At 40.4% G+C, this 20,128-nt stretch carries 16 protein-coding genes, 1 other RNA gene and 1 pseudogene; 6 read left to right on the forward strand and 12 right to left on the reverse strand.

Translation table 11 applies throughout. The features are described 5' to 3' along the window. Together QMA12_RS05955 and QMA12_RS05960 are read left to right on the forward strand one after the other, a co-directional pair. A partial coding sequence (locus tag QMA12_RS05955) for an ATP-binding protein (protein ID WP_290209534.1) occupies positions 1-201 on the forward strand: 201 nt, incomplete at its 5' end. A gap of 91 nt (positions 202-292) precedes the next feature. Then, a complete protein-coding gene (locus QMA12_RS05960) occupies positions 293-1,519 on the forward strand; it encodes a hypothetical protein (RefSeq protein WP_290209535.1) in 1,227 nt (408 codons plus the stop codon). Between the two features lie 37 nt (positions 1,520-1,556). On the opposite strand, the gene QMA12_RS05965 is transcribed toward QMA12_RS05960, so the two are convergent. The 5 genes from QMA12_RS05965 to QMA12_RS05985 all read right to left on the reverse strand — a co-directional run bounded on the left by QMA12_RS05965 (position 1,557) and on the right by QMA12_RS05985 (position 6,251). Beyond that, complete coding sequence (locus QMA12_RS05965) at positions 1,557-2,558, reverse strand: TniB family NTP-binding protein (protein WP_290209536.1); 1,002 nt, start codon at positions 2,556-2,558, stop codon at positions 1,557-1,559. Between the two features lie 2 nt (positions 2,559-2,560). Further along, positions 2,561-4,384 (reverse strand): Mu transposase C-terminal domain-containing protein, encoded by a 1,824-nt coding sequence (locus QMA12_RS05970; protein ID WP_087530672.1) that lies wholly within the window; start codon positions 4,382-4,384, stop codon positions 2,561-2,563. After that, positions 4,377-5,006 carry a TnsA endonuclease N-terminal domain-containing protein gene (locus QMA12_RS05975; RefSeq protein ID WP_087530673.1) on the reverse strand — a complete coding sequence of 210 codons (630 nt, stop codon included), beginning with the start codon at positions 5,004-5,006 and terminating at the stop codon, positions 4,377-4,379. The genes QMA12_RS05970 and QMA12_RS05975 overlap by 8 nt, the downstream gene beginning before the upstream one ends. Before the next feature lie 133 nt (positions 5,007-5,139). Beyond that, an RNA gene (gene ffs / locus QMA12_RS05980) (signal recognition particle sRNA small type) lies at positions 5,140-5,236 on the reverse strand. Between the two features lie 142 nt (positions 5,237-5,378). Further along, entirely contained in the window at positions 5,379-6,251 is an 873-nt protein-coding gene (locus QMA12_RS05985; protein WP_290209538.1) for a DUF3014 domain-containing protein, read from the reverse strand. Between the two features lie 175 nt (positions 6,252-6,426). Here QMA12_RS05985 and QMA12_RS05990 point away from each other — a divergent pair, with 175 nt between their 5' ends. Continuing rightward, positions 6,427-7,572 (forward strand): patatin-like phospholipase family protein, encoded by a 1,146-nt coding sequence (locus QMA12_RS05990; protein WP_087530675.1) that lies wholly within the window; start codon positions 6,427-6,429, stop codon positions 7,570-7,572. 1 nt (position 7,573) lies between these two features. On the opposite strand, the pseudogene QMA12_RS05995 reads toward QMA12_RS05990, so the two are convergent. Beyond that, positions 7,574-8,074, reverse strand: a pseudogene (locus QMA12_RS05995) (TrkA C-terminal domain-containing protein); the annotation flags it as partial. A gap of 66 nt (positions 8,075-8,140) precedes the next feature. On the opposite strand from QMA12_RS05995, the gene QMA12_RS06000 reads away from it, so the two are divergent. Beyond that, positions 8,141-9,037: a GGDEF domain-containing protein gene (locus QMA12_RS06000; RefSeq protein WP_087530677.1), complete on the forward strand. Its 897-nt coding sequence runs from the start codon at positions 8,141-8,143 to the stop codon at positions 9,035-9,037. Between the two features lie 31 nt (positions 9,038-9,068). Here the strand turns inward: QMA12_RS06000 and QMA12_RS06005 are convergent, their stop codons facing one another. The 6 genes from QMA12_RS06005 to lpxB all read right to left on the reverse strand — a co-directional run bounded on the left by QMA12_RS06005 (position 9,069) and on the right by lpxB (position 17,025). Then, positions 9,069-9,407 carry a hypothetical protein gene (locus QMA12_RS06005; protein ID WP_087530678.1) on the reverse strand — a complete coding sequence of 113 codons (339 nt, stop codon included), beginning with the start codon at positions 9,405-9,407 and terminating at the stop codon, positions 9,069-9,071. Further along, positions 9,404-10,717 carry a tRNA lysidine(34) synthetase TilS gene (gene tilS / locus QMA12_RS06010; protein WP_290209541.1) on the reverse strand — a complete coding sequence of 438 codons (1,314 nt, stop codon included), beginning with the start codon at positions 10,715-10,717 and terminating at the stop codon, positions 9,404-9,406. The genes QMA12_RS06005 and tilS overlap by 4 nt, the downstream gene beginning before the upstream one ends. Positions 10,718-10,817: 100 nt before the next feature. Beyond that, entirely contained in the window at positions 10,818-11,774 is a 957-nt protein-coding gene (gene accA / locus QMA12_RS06015; RefSeq protein WP_087530680.1) for an acetyl-CoA carboxylase carboxyl transferase subunit alpha, read from the reverse strand. A 16-nt stretch (positions 11,775-11,790) separates the two neighbouring features. Then, positions 11,791-15,282 carry a DNA polymerase III subunit alpha gene (dnaE, locus tag QMA12_RS06020; RefSeq protein ID WP_290209542.1) on the reverse strand — a complete coding sequence of 1,164 codons (3,492 nt, stop codon included), beginning with the start codon at positions 15,280-15,282 and terminating at the stop codon, positions 11,791-11,793. Beyond that, complete coding sequence (gene rnhB, locus QMA12_RS06025) at positions 15,282-15,878, reverse strand: ribonuclease HII (protein ID WP_290209543.1); 597 nt, start codon at positions 15,876-15,878, stop codon at positions 15,282-15,284. The genes dnaE and rnhB overlap by 1 nt, the downstream gene beginning before the upstream one ends. Next, positions 15,868-17,025 carry a lipid-A-disaccharide synthase gene (gene lpxB, locus QMA12_RS06030; RefSeq protein ID WP_290209545.1) on the reverse strand — a complete coding sequence of 386 codons (1,158 nt, stop codon included), beginning with the start codon at positions 17,023-17,025 and terminating at the stop codon, positions 15,868-15,870. The genes rnhB and lpxB overlap by 11 nt, the downstream gene beginning before the upstream one ends. A gap of 372 nt (positions 17,026-17,397) precedes the next feature. On the opposite strand from lpxB, the gene QMA12_RS06035 reads away from it, so the two are divergent. Further along, positions 17,398-18,984, forward strand: coding sequence for a cytochrome ubiquinol oxidase subunit I (locus tag QMA12_RS06035; RefSeq protein ID WP_290209547.1), 1,587 nt, complete (start codon positions 17,398-17,400; stop codon positions 18,982-18,984). After that, on the forward strand, positions 18,981-20,120 hold the full coding sequence (gene cydB, locus QMA12_RS06040; protein ID WP_290209548.1) for a cytochrome d ubiquinol oxidase subunit II: 1,140 nt from the start codon (positions 18,981-18,983) through the stop codon (positions 20,118-20,120). The genes QMA12_RS06035 and cydB overlap by 4 nt, the downstream gene beginning before the upstream one ends. Positions 20,121-20,128 lie beyond the last annotated feature (8 nt).

Here is a 20,128-nt window from a genome sequence, read left to right on the forward strand (position 1 = left end):
ATCGATGCGCGGTACGGGTATAAATCACACATAATAATAAGCCAGCTCCCGCAGGAAAACTGGCATGAGATGATAGGAGAATCAACTCATGCTGACGCCATTTTAGATAGGCTAATTCATGGTTCGATTAAGTTGAATTTAAAAGGAGAATCGATACGAAAACAGTTAAATAAATTGACTGATGATGATCAGTTAAGCTAATTTAAAAACGGCTCTACAAAATGATAAATCAAGTGATCAAAGCTGATGAGAATCGGTGATCAAAGTCATGAGAATGCGCACCTGAAAAAAAATGATTAAAATTATTCCAGTTAAATGTCCAGACCTCACAGCTCAATACAAAAAGTTTGTCGTTGCAGAAACTTTAGTTCCTAGTATTGATAAGCTAGCTGAGTCAATACACGACAAAGAAGTTCGTAAAAGACTAATTACTTATTTCTCAACAAATAAGCTAGAAAGCATTACATTTGAGGAAGCCCAAAATTTACACTTAGTTATCACTGATACTTATGAAAAATTTCCTGAGCTTTTAGAATATTACTGCCCTGAACTCTTTCTGACAAATCTTAAACTAAATTATAACTTACTAGAAATTGAAGCTTTAAAGCTCACTGCGGCAAAAGAAAAAGCCAAAATTAATGTTTTATTTGAAACGACGTTAAAAAATCTAAATGACTTTTTCATCAATAATCCAAGCAGCTTTCTAGAGAAATCCCTTAAGCTCAATCGTAGAGTTAACAGAAAAGCATCAGAAAAAAGAGATGCATTAGTAGAGCTAAGTAATTTAAAGCATGGTAAAACAAGCTTATCTAAAGGACTAAAGTTTATACCTCTATGGGTAATAGAGTTTTCAAAGGTTTTTAAATACGACATTATGGCTCAAAAATTCGGTTACGAACTGATTAACGAATTGAAAATTTCGGTGTGCCCATATTGTAATCAAGAGGACATTACTTCTATTTTTGATAATGATGCTAGGTACCGTCCAGCATTCGATCATTTCTATCCAAAATCAAAGTTTCCATTCTTAGCAACTACGCTTTCAAATCTAATTCCTGCTGGTGAACGTTGTAATGAGAGGTACAAAGCTTCAGTGTCTACTTTGGGCTATGCAAATCCTTATGATAAATCAATAGATTATCAAAAGCCTTTTTTCAAATTTAATATAGCCAACCCTAATTTTTATGATAAAAACCTTGAATTAAAAGATGTTGAAGTTGAGTTGATCATAAGAGATGAGTCTATTAAGAAAAATTCTAAATTGTTTAAATTAGAAACAATTTATAACGAAGACAAATTTAAAAATGAATTTTTAAAAGTAAAAAAGAAGTATAACTTTATCAAAGAATGTGGGGGTGAGTTTTTAGACTTAGTGCACTTAAGTGAGAATGATCATGAAAAAATAGACTTGCACTTTGGTATTAATATTAAAGCTTCACCCCGAAATGAAAATTTACAAGTACTCAAGATAGATTCTCTCAATATGATTGCCAAAAGTAAAATTAGACTAAATGAATGATGTTATAGTTTATAATTCAGTACTAAAATATAAGTTTTTATTTCCTCAACAACTGACTAATCGGCATCCGTTCAGTAAACTTGGTCGCTATAAATGGGTCTTCGTCTTGGGCGCTTTCAGGTTTGTATAGTGAATAGCGTTCAACTTCGCTTGCTGTAATTTCTGCAACGGGCAAAGTAAATAGGTTTGATATATTAGGAAACAGTACATCAAATGCTTTGACTAAGTGCTTGGTCGTGAGGGTATTAGCGTTATCCATTAATGCGTAAAGTACGGCATCATCTAAAAAGTATTTTAATGTTCTAAAACAACCTTTTGATAAAGAGAACAAAGCAAACACTGTAGCTTGTTCACTTAGGTTTGGCTTTTCAGTAAATGGCATTCGGTTAGCTAGGCCAATTATTAGTTGTACAAAATGCTTTGGGTTTTCTGATAATTTAAAATAAGGCAGCTGCCGCCTTACTAATAAACGCGATGACCATTGAGGTTCGTCTGCTATTTTTTCTGCCCACGGCATTCCTACCAATACAATTGATACACCCGCTTCGTCGTTAATATACTTTAATCGGTTAGCAATCTCGCGGCGCTTTTTACCTTGGTTGTGCTCAATTAGCTCTTGGAACTCATCAATAATTATAAGCTCAGTACCACACGTTTTTAAATTTTCAATTAATGATGTCGTTAACCGAGTACCGTTTATTCGTAGCTTACGCTCTGTGCTGCCTACTTGCCCTAAGTCTTTAAGAAGCTCGGCTAAAGTAGATTCTAATGTCGGATTGCTCGGTATGCGGCTGACTAATACAGGGTGATTCATCACTCCATTAATAAATTGCGGTAAGTGACGTTCTTTATACTGTTTTATTAGTGCTGTTTTACCTGTGCCTGTATCGCCATTTAACAGCATGCAAGGCTTTTCACCTGTTAGCCCTTTACCAAGTCTTAATCTGTCAAAGTCGTTAAATACCGTGCTTATTATTGGGTATTCAATAAATACATCGCGAAATTCATTAAGCTTTTCTTTTTGTTTGTCGGTCAGCATAATTAAAATCCATCTAGGTCTGAGATAAAGTCATCCCAGCTATCAGCTGGTTGCTCTTTAGGTGTAACCTTTTTAACCTCTACGTGTTTGCTCTGCGTGATTGATTTTTGTGAGTCACTATTTACATTTTGATGCTTAGCTAATGCTTTACCCCCTTTTACTTTTGAGTGTTTTGGCGCATTTTTTAAACCTTCAAACTCGCTTTGAATTTTGTTATGAATAAACATACGCGCTTTTGCTAAGCCTACATTATCGATAGAGCCCGAAATAAAATCGCGATGAATGCGTATATTTATTTTATGCTGATTCAAACTTAAATTTTGAGTATAACCGTTTGGATCTATGCATGGCACTTTTATGTAATGCTCTAGCTTATCGAGGTAAACGTATATATAAGAAATATCATCGGGGTTTAATTTAATTAAAACTTCTTGAGATACCTTGTGGCTAAATTGCTTTCTATAATTGGCCAGTTCAGTACTGTCGTAGCTTAAGTTTTCTAGCCGTATCCCACCTTTACGAAGCACCCTATGATTTGAAATACTGAGCACAACATCCAGTTGTTGAAGATCATCATTACTCAGCACTGTTGGTGGTAACGTATTAAAGCCTTGATCCCATTGTTGGCTTGGTATGTACTTAAATCGGCTGTCGGCATCTTGATGGTAAACGTCTACTACCCATTTATGAAATAACTGCATAAAGGTCGTAAAGCGCATGATTGCATCTTTTTTGGGATTGTATTCATGCTTTTGTAAAATGTTAGAAAAGGTTTTACCGGGAACAGGGTCTAATAATTCAGTGTTAATTGTGCCGAACATGCGTTCTACAAATGGTTTTAACCAAGGCTTTGCGACAGGGTTATATTGAGTATTAATGCCTATCTCTTCACAAGCAAGTTCAAGGCTGTTACTCCAAAATTCAGCGCCATTATCAACAACGAGAGTTTCAATTTTGCCAGCACACTTCCACTCATTTAGCGTATCTGGGTATAGTTTTGCCACTTCACTTTTAGGTTTCATCGCATTTAGCATTGCTCGCCTTACTGCATCATAGCTGGGTTCGCTGAAACTAAAGTAATAGCCAACAATACAATGGCTATACACATCTACTAACATAGTGAGTGTTGGCCGACCAAGTGGGATATGCAGCTCATCATCTAATAGAATAAGATCAAGCGGTGTATGGTCAATTTCAACTTTTTCGAGTACTCGGGTAGGCCGTGTATGCCCTTCTACTTTATTAAAAGCAATATCAGCAAGGCGCTTACCATAACGAGCAATCATTACTTCGTATTGTGGTAAGTTATCTATTCTGTTTTTAAACGCTTTGTATGTTAAAGGCTTTAAAACACTGCCCACAACACTGTCGTTTTCAATAATAACTAAATCTGCATAATACTTATAAGCAGAAGCCACTGATGGTTTTTCTTTTACTAAGTAACGCTCAAGCGCTTTTTCAAAAAACTTATCGGTGGCTGTATCGCGCTCCCTGTTACCCTTTTTTTGATGGCTTGGAATTAGCGCCATGATATTTTTATCTGCATTGGTATAAGCGCTATACCATCGTGCAGCGGTTCTCCAGCTAGGCTTCTTTTCTCCCTCAACTTCGGGCATTACTTTTAATAAAGGCTCAAGGTTTTTTTGTGTCCAACCGCCTTGAATATTAGCCTCAAGCCATTGAATATATTTAAGCTTAGCAAATGTTGTAGTTTTAATTTTTTCAGGAAGGGCTTGTAAATCTTTGGCGTAATTTTGAGGTAGTTTGGTTTCTGCTTTTGGTAATGGCTGGTTAAATTCATCATCAAACAAACCGTCATTAAACATTGTTAGACCAAATTGCTGTTTCTATTGATATTTCATTTGTAGTTAAGTCGGCAAATAACTGCCCTAGTGATAATAAGCGTAGCACCGTAGCAAGTAGCTCACCGGCAGTTACTTTTAAAAAGTTAACTAACTGGCCCACTTTAATAGAGCCGTATTGCTTAACAAGTTCTAGCACCGATGCTTGCAGCTCTGTTAAAGACTGAAAACCAGAGTAGCGATGCAAAAGCTTTAAGTTATTGAGTGTTGGGTATACACGGATTTGCTTATCAGTAACCAGTATTAAATCGCGTCCATCTTGCTTAGCGATGGCTTGCTTTTCAATAAAACGTGCACGAAAGTCTTCATCGGCAATTTTGCTTTGTGGTTTTACTTCGATAAATTTTTGCGTGCCGTCTGTGTGGATAAGTAAAAAGTCAGGCGTGTAACGACAAATACGGTTATCAAACTGATATTCGTAACCGAGTGGTTGTGCTTCAAATGCGGCTATTGATGGTGAAAATTCAAAATGGAAACAAGCATCAAACTCTAAAGAGGATTCAACTAAACAGGTAGATTTATTTTTTTGACTAGCAAATTTATGGAGGTTTTTAACACGGGAGTGTTTGAGTTTTCTTCTGTACATGTGAGTCAACCATCTAACCATTTGGTTAAATACTAGACTATGCCACCTTATACTTCCAATTTATGCCATCTTTTAGTACAAATATGTCAACTTATACTTCAAACAACACCCAAATGAGGAATTTGGGTGGCAGTCTTACCAGCCACATCTCGGCACACACGTCACAAACTGTGGCTGCTCCCTTCCGGGCCTGACCAGGTTCGCCTGCTAGTGTTGCGAGAGGACCAATAAGACTACCATTGAGGGCCTTGTTTGGCGCGGGAGGGATTATCTCTACTTTTTCACTCTTATTCAAGGGGAAATCAAAAAAGAAAGTGCGATTGCATGTTAAACACACAATCGCACTGTTTTTTATACGATTTTAATTATTACTTACTGTTGCTTATCGAGTTCTGCTTGTACGTTACGCAGCACGGCTTTTACTTTTTTCATGTTCTCTAGACCCATGCGTAATAGCTGTTTTTGTGCTGCGGGTAAACGTTCCCACTCTGAGTAAGCATATTGATACGTTACTGAGTCGCGTAATAATGGCATATCACCTTTTGGCTCAGGTGTGTCAAGTAGTAACTCAATAGCCTCTTCAAGGGTTTGATTAAACGCATCACCTTGGTAGCCAATCTCGGTATAAGCATCGTTAATAAGCGGCTTATACTCTTCGTATAAACGCACTATTTGCGCTGCGCTCATGCTAGTAAATATTTTAACGTACGGGGTATAACGTTCGTAGCTATTAGGGTCAATCGTGAGTATTTCACCTTCAATAACGCTAAAACTTTCTTCAGGGCGTTCAACTGGGGCATGCTTAGCAGCTACTTTACCTTTTGCTAGGTTGTCAATAAATACAACACCGCGGCGAATAACATCATCTGTCACCAATAATCCCATAACTTGGTCACTTAGGTATTCGTCAATATTAGCAACAACCACCTCATCACTTTCATTTAAGTTAGGTAGCGATTTAACTTCCAGAGCAGGCTCTGCATCTCTACTTGGTGGACGCTCTACAACCTCAGGCTCTGGTAATACTTCTGGTTCAGGCTCAGTTTCCTTTGGCTCTGGTGCTTTATACTCTTGAATTGGTTGCTCTACAGGGGCTTGCTCAACAACGGGCTGTGGCTCTTCATCCGAGCTTAATAAAACAAATGCGGCAGCACATGCAATAACAATCAGTATAACAAGTGCAAATAACAAATTGTTGTTTGGTGGACGTTTTTCGACATCTGGCTGTGGTGATTGATCTGACATACGAACTCCATAAAAATTAAAATGCATTATTCAAACACTTAGAGTCGACTAAGTGAGTAAAATTCCCAATCAAGCGATAAAAAAGTGTTCTCGCTCAGGTATCCTTTGATTCTTCTAGCTTAAAGACTTACAGTTAATAAATAAAGTAAAGACGGTCAACAGTTTAATCGCAACCATGAAAATAAAACAAGTCGATAAAAATAAGCCTAAAGTAGCTCTACTATTAACTGGGGGGGGCGCGCGTGCTGCTTATCAAGTCGGGGTATTAAAAGCACTTGCGCAAAGTATGCCTCGCACAGCTCCGCTTCCTTTTACTATTATAAATGGCACCTCAGCGGGGGCAATAAACTCGGCAGCTTTGGCCTGCTATGCATCTTGTGCCCATTTAGCCACTCGAAAGCTCGAACATGTGTGGAAAAACTTCTCTACTTCAATGGTTTATAAAAGTGACTTTATTAGTGTATTTGGCCATATAGCGCGAAATATGCTGACCAGTTTTCAGTCTGAGCATATTAACCATCCACCAGCTAGTTTGCTTAACAATCAGCCGCTTCGCAAGTTACTTAGCGAGATATTAGATTTAACCAGCATTGAGCGTAACCTTCACCGTAATTATTTAGATGCATTGTCAATTACGGCGTCTAGTTATACCACGGGTGACTCTGTGGCATTTTTCCAGTCGAACACTCAATCACCTTGGCAACGAGCCAAGCGTGAAGGGCAAGCGACACGAATAAATGTTGAGCATTTAATGGCATCCAGTGCAATTCCGATGGTGTTCCCAAGTGTTAATGTACACAATCACTATTTTGGTGATGGTTCAATTCATCAGCTGTCACCACTTAGCCCGAGTGTGCATTTAGGCGCTGAAAAAATATTTATTATCGGGGTTGATCAACCAAAAGAGCTACATCCACCGGGCTACTTGCCGCATTTCCCGGGGTTGTCTTCTATTGCGGGTCATTTACTTGATAGTGTTTTTAGCGATACCTTGCAATCAGACTTAGAGCGCTTACAACGAATAAACCGTACATTGGGACTCATGCCAGGACGTGATAAACACCAAGAGCTAAAACAAATAGATACCTGTGTGATAAACCCATCAGAGAACTTTAATGCCATTGCTGCTCAGTATTATGATGATATGCCGCTGCCCATCAAAATGCTCTTGCGTATGATTGGTGTAAAAAAACGCTCTCAGTCGAGTTTAACCAGTTACTTATTATTCGAAAAACGCTATACCCAACATTTAATTGAAATAGGCTATAAAGATGGTATAGAAAAACTTCCACAGATCAGGGCATTTTTAGAGCTAGATTAAATTATTCGCTGCCATCAATAAGGTAACGCTCTACTCGCCTAGGCTTACCTTGAAGTACTAAGATGTCGCCGGTGAGTAAAATAGTATGTTGTGAGGGCGAGTCTATTTCACGGCCTTGGCGGCGCAAAGCCCTTACCGTTACTCTGCGCTTTTCTAAATTAAGCTCACTAATACTTTTATCAACCGAAAACGCACCCTCAGGTAATGCTATGGCATGTAAGTACTCTAGTCGCTCTGCATTATTATCCTCTTTGCTAAATTCTTCGCCAGCAAAAAAGCCATGTAAATACTTATAGCGATGTCTACGTTCTTTACTCACTCTTCTAACGATACGGGTCATTGGCACACCTGACATATACAACACATGTGATACCAATATTAAACTGGCTTCAAGGGTCTCTGGCACTACTTCTGGTACGCCCAGCACTTGTTGTAATTCGAGCTCACTGTCGTCTCTCGTACGCAAAAGAATTTTAACTTCTGGGGCAATTTGTTTTTCAGCCAGTTTGAAATAGTGGCACAAAAATCGCTTCATTTAAGTTATAACCACTCCTGGGGGGAGATTTCAGTGGAAAACGTCCATATTTTGACGCAACGCATTTCGGCACGTGGCGAGTTCCTGCCGTTTTCGGCAGAGCATTACCGAAATAATGAGCCTGCGGCTATTCATAGTTTAGTTGCAAAGCTACAAACTACGTTAAATATTGAGGAAATACTCAGCATTTACGCAGAAAATGCCAAGCAAGTTATTAATTTTTCAGGTATGCAGTTTCAATCGTCGCAAGGTGTGACCCAAGTTAATAACAGTGATAATACCAATTCACCCTACTCGTTTGATTTAGATATAAACAATGAGCATTTAGGGCAATTGATTTACTTTAGTCAGTATCCACTAACAGGGAGTATTGAAGCTAAGCTAGTGGGATTACATAATGCCTTAGTGTACCCCTTGAGAAATGCGTTAATGTATAACCGCGTGTTACGTTTAGCCACTAAAGACACGCTAACGGGGTTAAATAACCGCAGCCAATTTAATGACATTCTATTAGAAAAGCTGGAACGCTGTCGGCGTCAGCATCGTCCATTTAGTTTGATGTTGCTTGATTTAGATAACTTTAAGCAAGTTAATGACAGCTTTGGTCATAAAATTGGCGATGACGTATTAAAAGAGTTTGCAACAGTATTACAAACCAGTATTCGCGGCACCGACTCAGTATTTCGCTTTGGTGGCGACGAGTTTGCTATTTTAATCGACGATCCTGAATTTATTACTAATAAAGTCATTGCGCAGCGCATAATGCGTTTAGTCGGTGACTCAAGTGTTATGGCACAATACCAAGTCACCACGAGTATTGGCTATACTTTGGTAAATAGCCATGATTGTGAAGATGAGATATTTTCGCGCGCTGATAAAGGCTTATACAAAGCTAAAGCCGCGGGTAGAAACTGCGCCAGAGCGTATTAACAAAATAGATAGCGCCTAGCCCCCAAGGCGCTTAACCTTTACTTATTAGCTTATAACCTAGTAACGCTAAGCAAAAACCAAAAAAGAACCCACTCACTAAATAAAGTAACGCTGCCATGGTGGCAAGCGGCATCATGACCACCAATAATAACGGCACGCTCACCCCAGCAATAAAATAAACTCCCCCTTTACCCAGCCAATAAGCGATTAAAATAATTCCACAGGCTAGGCCACCTATAAACGCATAGAGTAAAGTTAGTAAGTCGATTTCAAATAAAAAACCTGCTGCTATTGCAATCAATGTTGTTACTAACAAGCCAAGCGGTGCTTTATTAACAAGTGATAAGCCGACATGAGGCTGCTGGTTCATGTATGGTACTCCCAAAAAATTCCTTCATCGCTAACATGATTTGCACTGATGAAGTAACCGACGACTTGAACTAATTCGTCGTTATAAAAAATAAGTGGCACACTGGCTCGTAACCAAGGGGCTACTTTTGCATCTTTAAACCAGTGCTTTAAGGTATTACGGCCGGGTTTATTCAAAGGTTTTATTTTTTCCTGAGGGTAATCAAATCTCACTGTTACATGCTCATCGGCTTGAGGAAGCCTAACCCCCTTCCCTTGCACTACGCTAATATGAGCGCCGTTATTTAGAATAAAAGTATTATCAGAGCGCTCAGTTACAACCAGAGGCTCTTGCGTTTGGTGTTTTACAAAATACAAAAAACTTTGATGACGACAGATGTCTCCGTCTTTTAATTGTATTTTTAATTGTGCGTCAACCTGTGCATTAATCCCTTGCTCTAAGATTTGCTCAGTTTGCTTTTGCGATGGCATTAAGGCAGTAAACTGCTCAAGCCAACAACGTAATACATTTGCTTGGCGTGCAGCACTGTACATTGCAAGCTCGCCGCAGCTTAAGCCTTGAGTTTCATTTTGGCATTTAGCTAAATCTTGCAAGCTATATTCATGCAGTAAATCTTGCTGTTGCTGCAGTAAACTAATGCTACGTGAGGCGCTTTTTTCAAAACCGGTAAATTTATCCGATAAAACTGGCACCACTTTTTGGCGGATAAAATTACGGTCAAAGCGTTCATCTGTGTTGGAATCATCGGTAATATGCGCAAGCGAAAACACTTTCGCGAATGACTCTATTGCGCAGCGTGTAACATTTAATAGCGGTCTAAAGCAAACACGGCCACTGCTAAGTCTGCGGGTTTGCCGCATAGATGCTAAGCCTTTCAAACCTGAGCCGCGTTTAAGGCGTAGTAAAAAAGTCTCAAGCTGATCATTCAAATGCTGGCCCAATAAAATAACACTGCCCTTAGCGCTATACTCATCTAATGCTAAATAGCGTGCATCACGGGCTTGCTCTTCTAAACTCGTGCGTGAACGTTGCTCGATGGTTACTGGCGCAGCCGTAAATGCGACATTTAATTGTCGGCATAAATCAGCACAAAACTGCTGCCAGTCATCAGCATAGTTACTCAAGCCATGATTAACGTAAACCGCACTCAGTTGTAGCGCTGGTATTTCACGTTTCATTTCATTCATCACATGCAATAACACCACAGAGTCCACCCCACCTGAGAGCGCGATCGTAAATGACGTTTGGTTATCATCGACAAACGGGGCAATGGTGCTTTTTACTTTTTGGTACAAGGGTGTTGAGTGCATGAATTAAACCGCAAAATAATTAATGAATAGCTCCTAGCTTACAAACATTTTAAAACAAAAAAGCCGCTAAAGCGGCTTTTTTCTGCATTCGAGCTATTTTTTAGCAATAACCAAATGACATTAATCGTTTGTAACGTTGATCAAGCATTTCATCAAGCGACAGCGCTTGTAAGTCTGCAAGGTCACGTTTAAGCTGATTTTTAAGGTTACGTGCCATTGCATCGTAGTTACGATGTGCACCACCTAAAGGCTCTTCGACTAGGTTGTTGATCAAATCAAGCTCTTTAACGCGGGCAGCGGTAACACCCATAGCTTCTGCAGCAAGCGGTGCTTTATCAGCGCTTTTCCAAAGGATCGATGCGCACCCTTCTGGCGAAATTACTGAATAAGTGCTGTATTGCAACATGTTAACGCGATCGCCAACACCAATTGCCAGTGCACCACCTGAACCACCTTCACCAATAACTGTACAAATAGTTGGCACTTTGAGTGCTGCCATTACTTTTAAGTTACGTGCGATAGCTTCAGATTGACCACGCTCTTCTGCACCAACACCTGGGTATGCACCTGGTGTATCGATGAAAGTCATAATTGGCATTTTAAAACGTTCAGCCATTTCCATTAAGCGTAATGCTTTACGGTAACCTTCTGGCTTTGGCATACCAAAGTTGCGTTTAATTTTTTCAGCTGTATCACGTCCTTTTTGTTGACCGATCACCATTACTGGTTGACCTTCAAAACGTGCTACACCACCTAAAATAGCCGGATCATTTGCAAAAGTACGATCACCCGCTAACTCGTCAAACTCCGTAAAAATGCGCTCGATATAATCTCGAGTATAAGGACGCAACGGATGACGGGCTAACTGAGAAACCTGCCAAGCACCTAATTTAGAGAATATTTCCTCTTTTTGTTGGGCGCTTTTTTCTTTTAATCGGCTGACTTCCTCTTCTAACTCAAGGTCTAATTCGCCAGCGCGGCTTATATTTTGTAACTCTTCAATTTTTGCTTCTAATTCTGCGATTGGAAGCTCAAAATCAAGATAATTGAGGCTCATGCTCTAAACTACCTAATTAGTTAAATTCTAGTTCTACATCTTGTGCAGCCATTAGTGAAAGCTTATGAATTAAGTCATCACTAGGCGTAACACACCATTCTGTACCTAAGGTTAACTCAGCCAACGCATCTGGACGTTGATAGAAAACCCTAATCGGACATGTACCAAACTTATAAGGTTCGAGTACTTTTTGTAAATTATCGAAGAAGTTAGCCTCGATTTGCACCATATTTAGCGTCATTTTGATCGCTTTTATGCGTTTTTCTCGCGCTTGCGCTATGGTGCATATGTCTCTGGCGGTCATTGTAATGCCACCAGAGAAGTTATCAAAGCTGACCTGTCCAGATATTACCAAGATATTGTTGATTTGCAGCATATCTTGGTACATTTCAAACTGTTCTGGGAATAAGCGTACATCAATACGGGCACTCTTGTCATCTAAAGTTATAAGCCCCCATCGATTTCCCTTCTTATTTATTAGTGTACGTGCTGCAATAACAAGGCCTGCAGCGGTTGATTGCACATCACGATTAGTTGGCTGTAAATCGACTAAACGGCCTGTGGTGTAATGTTTAAGCTCTCTACGGTATTGATTTATCGGGTGACCGGTTAAATAAAGACCTAGAGTTTCTTTTTCACCGTCTAACCACTGGTTATCTGTTAATGGTGTAGCTTTTATAAAGGCTTGTTCAACTTCATCAGGCTCTGTGGCAAGTAAACCAAACAAATCAGTTTGACCAAGAGATTCTGCTTTGTTGTGTTGATCCGCGGCGCGCATCGCATCTTTAAGGCTCGCTAGCAGCGTGGCACGTCCTGGTTGGGTTTTATCTGGGCCAAGTTGATCGAGTGCACCAGCGTAAATGAGCTTCTCTGTGACACGTTTATTTAAACGCTTTAAATCCACCCGGGCGCAGAAATCAAATAAATCTTTAAACGGGCCGCCTTCACTGCGCGCTTCTAAAATTGCATCAACAGGCGCTTCACCAACCCCTTTAATAGCGCCGATACCGTAAACAATTTCGCCTTGCTGATTTACAGCAAATTTAAACTCACCCGCGTTTACATCCGGCGGTAATAAGGTGAGTTTCATGTTTTCACATTCATCCACCAAAATTACGATTTTATCGGTGTTATCCATATCTGCCGACATTACCGCAGCCATAAACTCAGCCGGATAGTGCGTTTTCATCCACAAGGTTTGGTATGATACTAGCGCATAGGCTGCTGAGTGAGATTTATTAAAACCATAACCCGCAAACTTCTCTACCAAGTCGAAGATTTTAATTGCAAGTTCGCCGTCAATGCCGTTATTTCTTGCCCCATCTTCAAAGGTTGAACGTTGTTTTGCCATTTCTTCTGGCTTTTTCTTACCCATTGCACGACGCAGCATATCCGCGCCACCTAGCGTGTAACCAGCTAAGACCTGTGCAATTTGCATTACCTGTTCTTGATACAAGATAATGCCGTAAGTAGGCTCAAGAATAGGCTGTAAGCTTTCGTGCTGATATTGTGCATCTGGGTAAGAGATGTCTTCTCGGCCCAATTTACGGTCGATAAAGTTATCTACCATGCCCGATTGCAGTGGGCCTGGTCTAAACAAGGCCACCAAGGCTATCATATCTTCAAAGCAGTCAGGTTTAAGACGCCTGATCAGATCTTTCATACCCCGCGATTCGAGCTGGAATACCGCGGTTGTTTCGGCGCGTAATAATAGCTCTATACTCTTTTTATCATCCAGTGGAATTGCGTTGATATCAACCGGCTTTTTGCCTTCACGCTCAAGGCGCTCGTTGGTCATATCAATTGCCCACTGCAAGATTGTCAGCGTGCGAAGACCCAAGAAGTCGAATTTAACCAAGCCCGCGGTTTCAACGTCATTTTTGTCAAACTGAGTAACGGGGAATTTACCTTCATCATCACAATAAAGGGCTGCAAAGTCAGTGATGGTGGTGGGTGATATAACAACACCACCCGCATGCTTACCGGCATTACGTGTACACCCCTCAAGGATGCGGCACATATCAATTAAGTCTTTAACCTCTGAGTCGCCATCGTAAGCCTCTTGCAAGCGCGGCTCAACGTCAAAAGCTTTTGCTAAGGTCATCCCCGGATCGCCAGGTATCAATTTTGAAATACGGTCAACAAAACCATAAGGGTGGCCAAGCACACGACCAACATCACGAATAACCGCTTTTGCTGCCATGGTACCAAAGGTGATGATTTGCGATACCGCGTCCCGCCCATACAGCGCTGATACGTGGTCGATTACTTCATCACGCCTATCCATACAGAAATCGACGTCGAAATCCGGCATTGAGATACGTTCAGGGTTCAAGAAACGTTCGAAAAGTAAGTCAAACTCAAGCGGATCAAGATCGGTGATCTTAAGTGCATAAGCCACCAAGGAACCCGCACCAGAACCACGCCCTGGCCCTACTGGAATATTGTTATCTTTACTCCATTGGATGAACTCCATTACGATCAAGAAGTAACCAGGGAAACCCATTTGGTTAATTACGTCGAGCTCTATTTTTAGTCGCTCATCATATTCTACGCGTTTTTCTTTTCGCTCATTTTCATCAGGGAATAAAAACTGCAACCGCTCTTCAAGGCCATCTTCTGAGACTTTAACTAAGAAGTCTTCAATTTTTAACGAGCCTGTGGGGTAATCTGGCAAAAAGTAAGTACCAAGCTGTACCGTTACATTACAGCGCTTGGCTATTTCGACGCTGTTTTGTAGTGCTTCAGGGATATCGCTAAACAACTCAGCCATTTGCTCTGGCGTTTTTAAGTACTGCTCTTGTGAAAAGCGTTTAGGCCGACGTTTGTCATCAAGCGTATAGCCGTCAAAAATGGCAACGCGAATTTCATGCGCTTCAAAGTTTTCTGGTTTTAAAAACACCACTTCGTTGGTGGCAACCACGGGCAACTGCTCAACGCTTGCCAATTCAACCGCTAAATGTAGATACTCTTCTTCTTGAGCACGTGAACTGCGAATAAGCTCAATATAGTAATGATCGCTAAAATGCTGTTTGTAAAAGCTGACCACTGATTCAATAATACCCGCGTTGCCTTTTAAGAGTGCCTTACCTAAATCACCATCTTTTGCGCCAGAGAGCAAAATAAGGCCCTCTTTATGCTCCACCAGCCAATCTCGGTCTATTACAGGGCGGTGAAATAGATGCCCACGCTGGTATGCTTTTGAAATAAGCAGTGTTAGGTTTTTATAGCCAGTATTATCTTTGGCTAAAATAACAAGTCGACACGGCCCTTCGGGAAACTCTGGACTGTGTAACCAAAAGTCAGCCCCAACGATTGGTTTTATTCCGGCATTGTGGGCTGTATCGTAAAAACGCACTAAACCACACAAGTTCATTTGATCGGTAATTGCTAACGCAGGTAATTGTAGCTCTTGTGCTTTGGCAACAATCGGCTTGGTTTTAGCTAAACCATCAACCATTGAAAAGTCAGAGTGAACCCGTAAATGTACAAAATCTGGAGCTGCCATTACTGCTCCTGCATAGCCAGTACACGTTGCACTGGTTTAAAGCTTTTGCGGTGTTCATCAATTGCGCCGTATTGCTCAAGTGCAGCAAAATGCGCTTTTGTCGGGTAACCTTTATGCCCTGCAAAACCATATTGCGGATAACGTTTATCTAATTCAATCATTTCATCGTCACGAGCAACTTTCGCTAAAATAGAGGCAGCTGAAATTTCAGCTACTAAGCTATCACCTTTTACGACTGCTTGTGCTGGCATTGTTAAAGCAGGCAGTCGATTTCCGTCAACAAAAACAAATTCTGGTGTAGTCGTTAATCCCTCTACCGCTCGAGTCATGGCTAGCATAGTAGCGTGTAGAATATTTAGCTCATCAATTTCTGTTGGATTACATCGGCCAATTGACCAACAAAGTGCTTTTTCTTTGATTTCGATAGCCAGTGCTTGACGTTTTTTATCTGTTAATTTTTTTGAATCTGCAAGACCTGCAATCGGGTTTGCTGAATCAAGTATGACCGCAGCAGTAACCACGTCACCAACAAGCGGCCCACGGCCGACTTCATCAACACCGGCAATAAAAGTTAGGTTTGGTCGTTCAATTTGCATTTAATAACTCCGCTACTGCTGCCGCTGCTTGCTCACTGGCATTTAAACGTATTTGCTGATGAATTGCTAAAAATCGGGCCTTTAACTCGCTGTTATCGCTATTGAGCATGGGTTCAAGTGCATTTGTTAGATTATCAACGTTACAATCTTTTTGCATAAACTCTGGGACTAACTCTTCATCGGCTAATAAGTTAGGTAATGAAAAATACTTAATATTAAAAGTAAATAAGCTTTTGAAAATCCAGTAGCTCATTGCTTTTATTTTATAGCCCACAACCATTGGTTTTTTATACAGCATACCCTCTAAGGTGGCAGTACCTGATGCGATTAAAATAGCATCTGCTGCTTGCATGGCAATGTCAGATTGTCCATCCAACAGTTGTATTTTTAAATTGGGTGCTGTGGCTGCTAAAATTTCACTAAATTGTGCTTTACGCTTGTCATTAACGAGGGGCACCACTATTTTTAAATTCGGGTTTTTCGCCTGTAAGCCAACGGCTGTTTTTATGTAAGTCTCACTTAATAACCCAACCTCCGAGCCACGACTGCCAGGTAACAGCGCTAATACTTTATCATCTTGGTTTAGGCCAAGTTGCGTACGCGCCGCACTATCATCATGTTCAAGGGCAATGTCATCCGCCAATGTATGCCCGACAAATGTACAAGGTACATTATGTTTATCGTAAAAGGCTTTTTCAAAGGGTAGTAAAGCAAGTACCAAGTTAGTAGCGGCACTTATTTTATAAATACGTTTTTCACGCCACGCCCAAACAGAGGGACTCACATATTGAATTGTTTTAATACCCGCATCTTTTAATGGCTTTTCAATACGTAAATTGAAATCGGGCGCATCTATGCCAATGTAAACATCGGGTGGGTTATCAATAAAGTGCTGCACTAGCTGCTTACGAATTTTTAATAATCGAGGTAAACGACCTAACACTTCAACCAGCCCCATCACAGCCAGCTCTTCCATATCAAAAAGGCTACTACAGCCCTGGGCTTGCATTTTAGGCCCAGCTATGCCTTCAAATAAGGCATTAGGATAACGTTTTTTCAGCGCTTTTATTAAGCCCTCACCTAATATATCACCTGATAACTCACCCACCACTATGGCGATACGTAACGGTTTAGTTTGATTGTTCATTGATTATTTTATTCGCAATTAGCGTTGCATTTATTTCTGTCAGTTTAACGTGTTTTGCCAATAGGATAAATGTCATAGAGTTAATAAATACTTTAATTATAAAAATACCATCCACGTCGGTTCTGCTCAGCCTTCGACAAATATTAGGTACAAAAGTGGAGAAAACAATAAAAAAAATTAAACAATTGAATACTTTTGCTTTTGTTACTAGTATTACATTAGAATTATCTAATATAAATAAAAAGGAACTACTCTTAGTGTTCTTTATACTATTTTTTAGTTGACTAAACTTAATATAAGATTAACATTAGTGAACTTTCAGTAATTTCTGAAATGCGCTAAAGCTAACCGTCAAACTTAAGGAGCTTAATAATGATAGATGAAGCCTTTGTGGATCTATCGCGATTGCAATTTGCAATCACCGCCCTGTTTCACTTTCTTTTCGTACCGTTAACCCTCGGCATGACTTGGATTTTGGTGATCATGGAATCTGTCTATGTAATGACAGGCCGCGAGATATACCGCGATATGACTAAGTTCTGGGGTAAGCTTTTCGGCATTAATTTTGCCGTAGGTGTTGCAACAGGTTTAACTATGGAATTTGAATTTGGTACCAACTGGTCTTATTACTCTCACTATGTCGGTGATGTGTTTGGTGCTCCTTTGGCGATTGAAGGCTTAATGGCTTTCTTTTTAGAATCAACCTTTGTTGGTATGTTCTTTTTAGGTTGGCAGCGCTTAAGCAAACGCCAGCATTTAGGTGCAACATTCCTGATGGCCATTGGTACTAACTTATCTGCACTGTGGATACTGATAGCAAATGGTTGGATGCAAAACCCTGTGGGCGCTGAATTTAACTATCAAACTATGCGCATGGAAATGACTAGTTTTGCTGAACTCGTTTTCAACCCTGTGGCACAAGTTAAGTTTATTCATACCGTATCTGCAGGTTATGTAGCTGCATCCATGTTTGTGTTGGGTATTAGTAGCTGGTACATCTTAAAAGGCCGTGATTTAGCCTTTGCAAAACGCTCATTTTCTGTTGCATCAGGCTTTGGCTTAGCCTCCATATTATGTGTTATTTTACTCGGCGATGAATCAGGCTACGAAGTAGGCGAAGTACAAAAAGTTAAACTCGCTACTATTGAAGCTGAGTGGCACACCGAAGAAGCTCCGGCTGCATTTACCGCTATCGGTATTCCTGACTCAGATGAGCAAGTTACTCATGCTGCGGTTAAAATTCCTTACGCATTAGGCTTAATAGCAACGCGCTCGCTTGATGAGGAAGTTACAGGGATTAGTGACTTAGAGAAAAAGCATGAAGTACGAATTCGTAACGGTATGATTGCATATGAATACCTCGAAAAGCTGAGAAACGGCGATAATACCCCAGCCAATATTGCAAAGTTTGATACTCTAAAAGATGACCTTGGTTATGGCTTATTATTAAAGCGTTATACCCCTAATGTAGTTGATGCAACCGAAGAACAAATTCAAAAAGCGGTTAAAGATTCTTTCCCACGGGTTGGGCCTATGTTTTGGTCGTTCAGGATCATGGTTGGTTGCGGCGTGATCATGCTGGTTGTATTCGCCCTATCATTTTACTACAACGCTCATCGTGTTATTGAACAAAAACGTTGGCTACTCAAAGCTGCATTATGGAGTATTCCACTGCCATGGGTAGCCATTGAGTTTGGTTGGATTGTTGCCGAATATGGCCGTCAGCCTTGGGCAATATCAGAGGTACTGCCAACATTCTTAGCGACCTCGTCACTGACCGTCAATGACTTATTATTGAGCATTACTGGCTTTGTTATTTTCTACATTATTCTAGCAGTTATAGAAGGCTGGTTGATGCTAAAATTTGTTAAGCAAGGTCCAAGCTCTCTGCATACAGGTAAATACCACTTTGAACTTGAAAAAGCCGATAAACAATTAAACCAAGGAGCACAATCATGATTTTTGATTACGAAACCTTAAAGTTCATTTGGTGGCTGTTAATTGGTGTGTTACTCATTGGCTTTGCTATCACTGATGGTATGGACATGGGGGTAGCAATTTTATTACGCTTGGTTGGTAAAACAGATATAGAACGTCGTACTGTGATCAATACTATTGGTGCTCACTGGGATGGTAATCAAGTGTGGTTTATTACCGCCGGCGGTGCTTTGTTTGCTGCTTGGCCGATGGTATACGCTGCGGCATTCTCTGGCTTTTACTTTGCGATGATGCTCGTACTCTTTGCACTGTTTTTACGCCCGCTCGCATTTGATTATCGCTCTAAACTTGAATCTGCAAAGTGGCGTAATAATTGGGATTGGGCACTCCTAGTTGGCAGCATTGTTCCGGCATTAGTATTTGGTGTTGCCTTTGGTAATGTACTACAAGGTGTACCTTTTAATATTGATAACTTTATGCGTATAACATACCAAGGCTCGTTCTTTGGCTTACTTAATCCCTTTGCTCTTGTTGCAGGTGTAATAAGTGTTGCCATGCTTGTGGGACATGCTGGTATGTGGCTACAGCTGAGAACTGATGCTGAAGTTGCTCAGCGCTCTGCTCAGTTTGGCCGTTACGCACTAATATTATTTATTATATTATTTGCCGCTGCTGGCTTCTGGGTTGCAAATATGGATGGTTATCAAGTTGTATCAATGAGTGATACTCAAAGTTATGCCAACCCATTAGCTAAAGTTGTCACGACAAGTTCAGGTGCTTGGCTTGATAATTACTCGAAAGTGCCATTAACCATGATATTCCCAGCACTGGCATTTGTTATGGCAACTATGGCAGTTATTTTCTCAGTAATAAATAAGCCTGCTTTAGGCTTAGCCTCAACTAGCTTGATGTTAGTTGGCGTTATTATGACTGCCGGGACTGCTATGTTCCCATTCGTTATGCCATCAAGTAATAACCCCAATATTAGTTTGACTATGTGGGATGCGGTATCAAGTCATATGACGCTTAATGTCATGTTCATTGCGGCAATAATTTTTGTGCCAATTATATTAATTTACACAACTTGGTGTTATGTGAAAATGTGGCGTAAAGTCACTAAAGATGAAATTGAAAATAACACTCATGGTAGCTACTAAGGAGATAA

The organism is Pseudoalteromonas sp. APC 3893 (assembly GCF_030408095.1).
GTDB lineage: Bacteria > Pseudomonadota > Gammaproteobacteria > Enterobacterales > Alteromonadaceae > Pseudoalteromonas.

What these genes read in the sequence shown, in the direction of transcription:
- rnhB (WP_290209543.1), bottom strand. Translation starts at nt 15,878, where the DNA reads ATGCAAATTGAACGACCAAACCTAACTTTTATTGCCGGTGTTGATGAA.
- tilS (WP_290209541.1), bottom strand. Translation starts at nt 10,717, where the DNA reads ATGCACTCAACACCCTTGTACCAAAAAGTAAAAAGCACCATTGCCCCG.
- QMA12_RS06005 (WP_087530678.1), bottom strand. Translation starts at nt 9,407, where the DNA reads ATGAACCAGCAGCCTCATGTCGGCTTATCACTTGTTAATAAAGCACCG.
- QMA12_RS06035 (WP_290209547.1), top strand. Translation starts at nt 17,398, where the DNA reads ATGATAGATGAAGCCTTTGTGGATCTATCGCGATTGCAATTTGCAATC.
- QMA12_RS05985 (WP_290209538.1), bottom strand. Translation starts at nt 6,251, where the DNA reads ATGTCAGATCAATCACCACAGCCAGATGTCGAAAAACGTCCACCAAAC.
- QMA12_RS05990 (WP_087530675.1), top strand. Translation starts at nt 6,427, where the DNA reads ATGAAAATAAAACAAGTCGATAAAAATAAGCCTAAAGTAGCTCTACTA.
- QMA12_RS05960 (WP_290209535.1), top strand. Translation starts at nt 293, where the DNA reads ATGATTAAAATTATTCCAGTTAAATGTCCAGACCTCACAGCTCAATAC.
- cydB (WP_290209548.1), top strand. Translation starts at nt 18,981, where the DNA reads ATGATTTTTGATTACGAAACCTTAAAGTTCATTTGGTGGCTGTTAATT.
- QMA12_RS05975 (WP_087530673.1), bottom strand. Translation starts at nt 5,006, where the DNA reads ATGTACAGAAGAAAACTCAAACACTCCCGTGTTAAAAACCTCCATAAA.
- lpxB (WP_290209545.1), bottom strand. Translation starts at nt 17,025, where the DNA reads ATGAACAATCAAACTAAACCGTTACGTATCGCCATAGTGGTGGGTGAG.
- accA (WP_087530680.1), bottom strand. Translation starts at nt 11,774, where the DNA reads ATGAGCCTCAATTATCTTGATTTTGAGCTTCCAATCGCAGAATTAGAA.
- dnaE (WP_290209542.1), bottom strand. Translation starts at nt 15,282, where the DNA reads ATGGCAGCTCCAGATTTTGTACATTTACGGGTTCACTCTGACTTTTCA.
- QMA12_RS05965 (WP_290209536.1), bottom strand. Translation starts at nt 2,558, where the DNA reads ATGCTGACCGACAAACAAAAAGAAAAGCTTAATGAATTTCGCGATGTA.
- QMA12_RS05970 (WP_087530672.1), bottom strand. Translation starts at nt 4,384, where the DNA reads ATGTTTAATGACGGTTTGTTTGATGATGAATTTAACCAGCCATTACCA.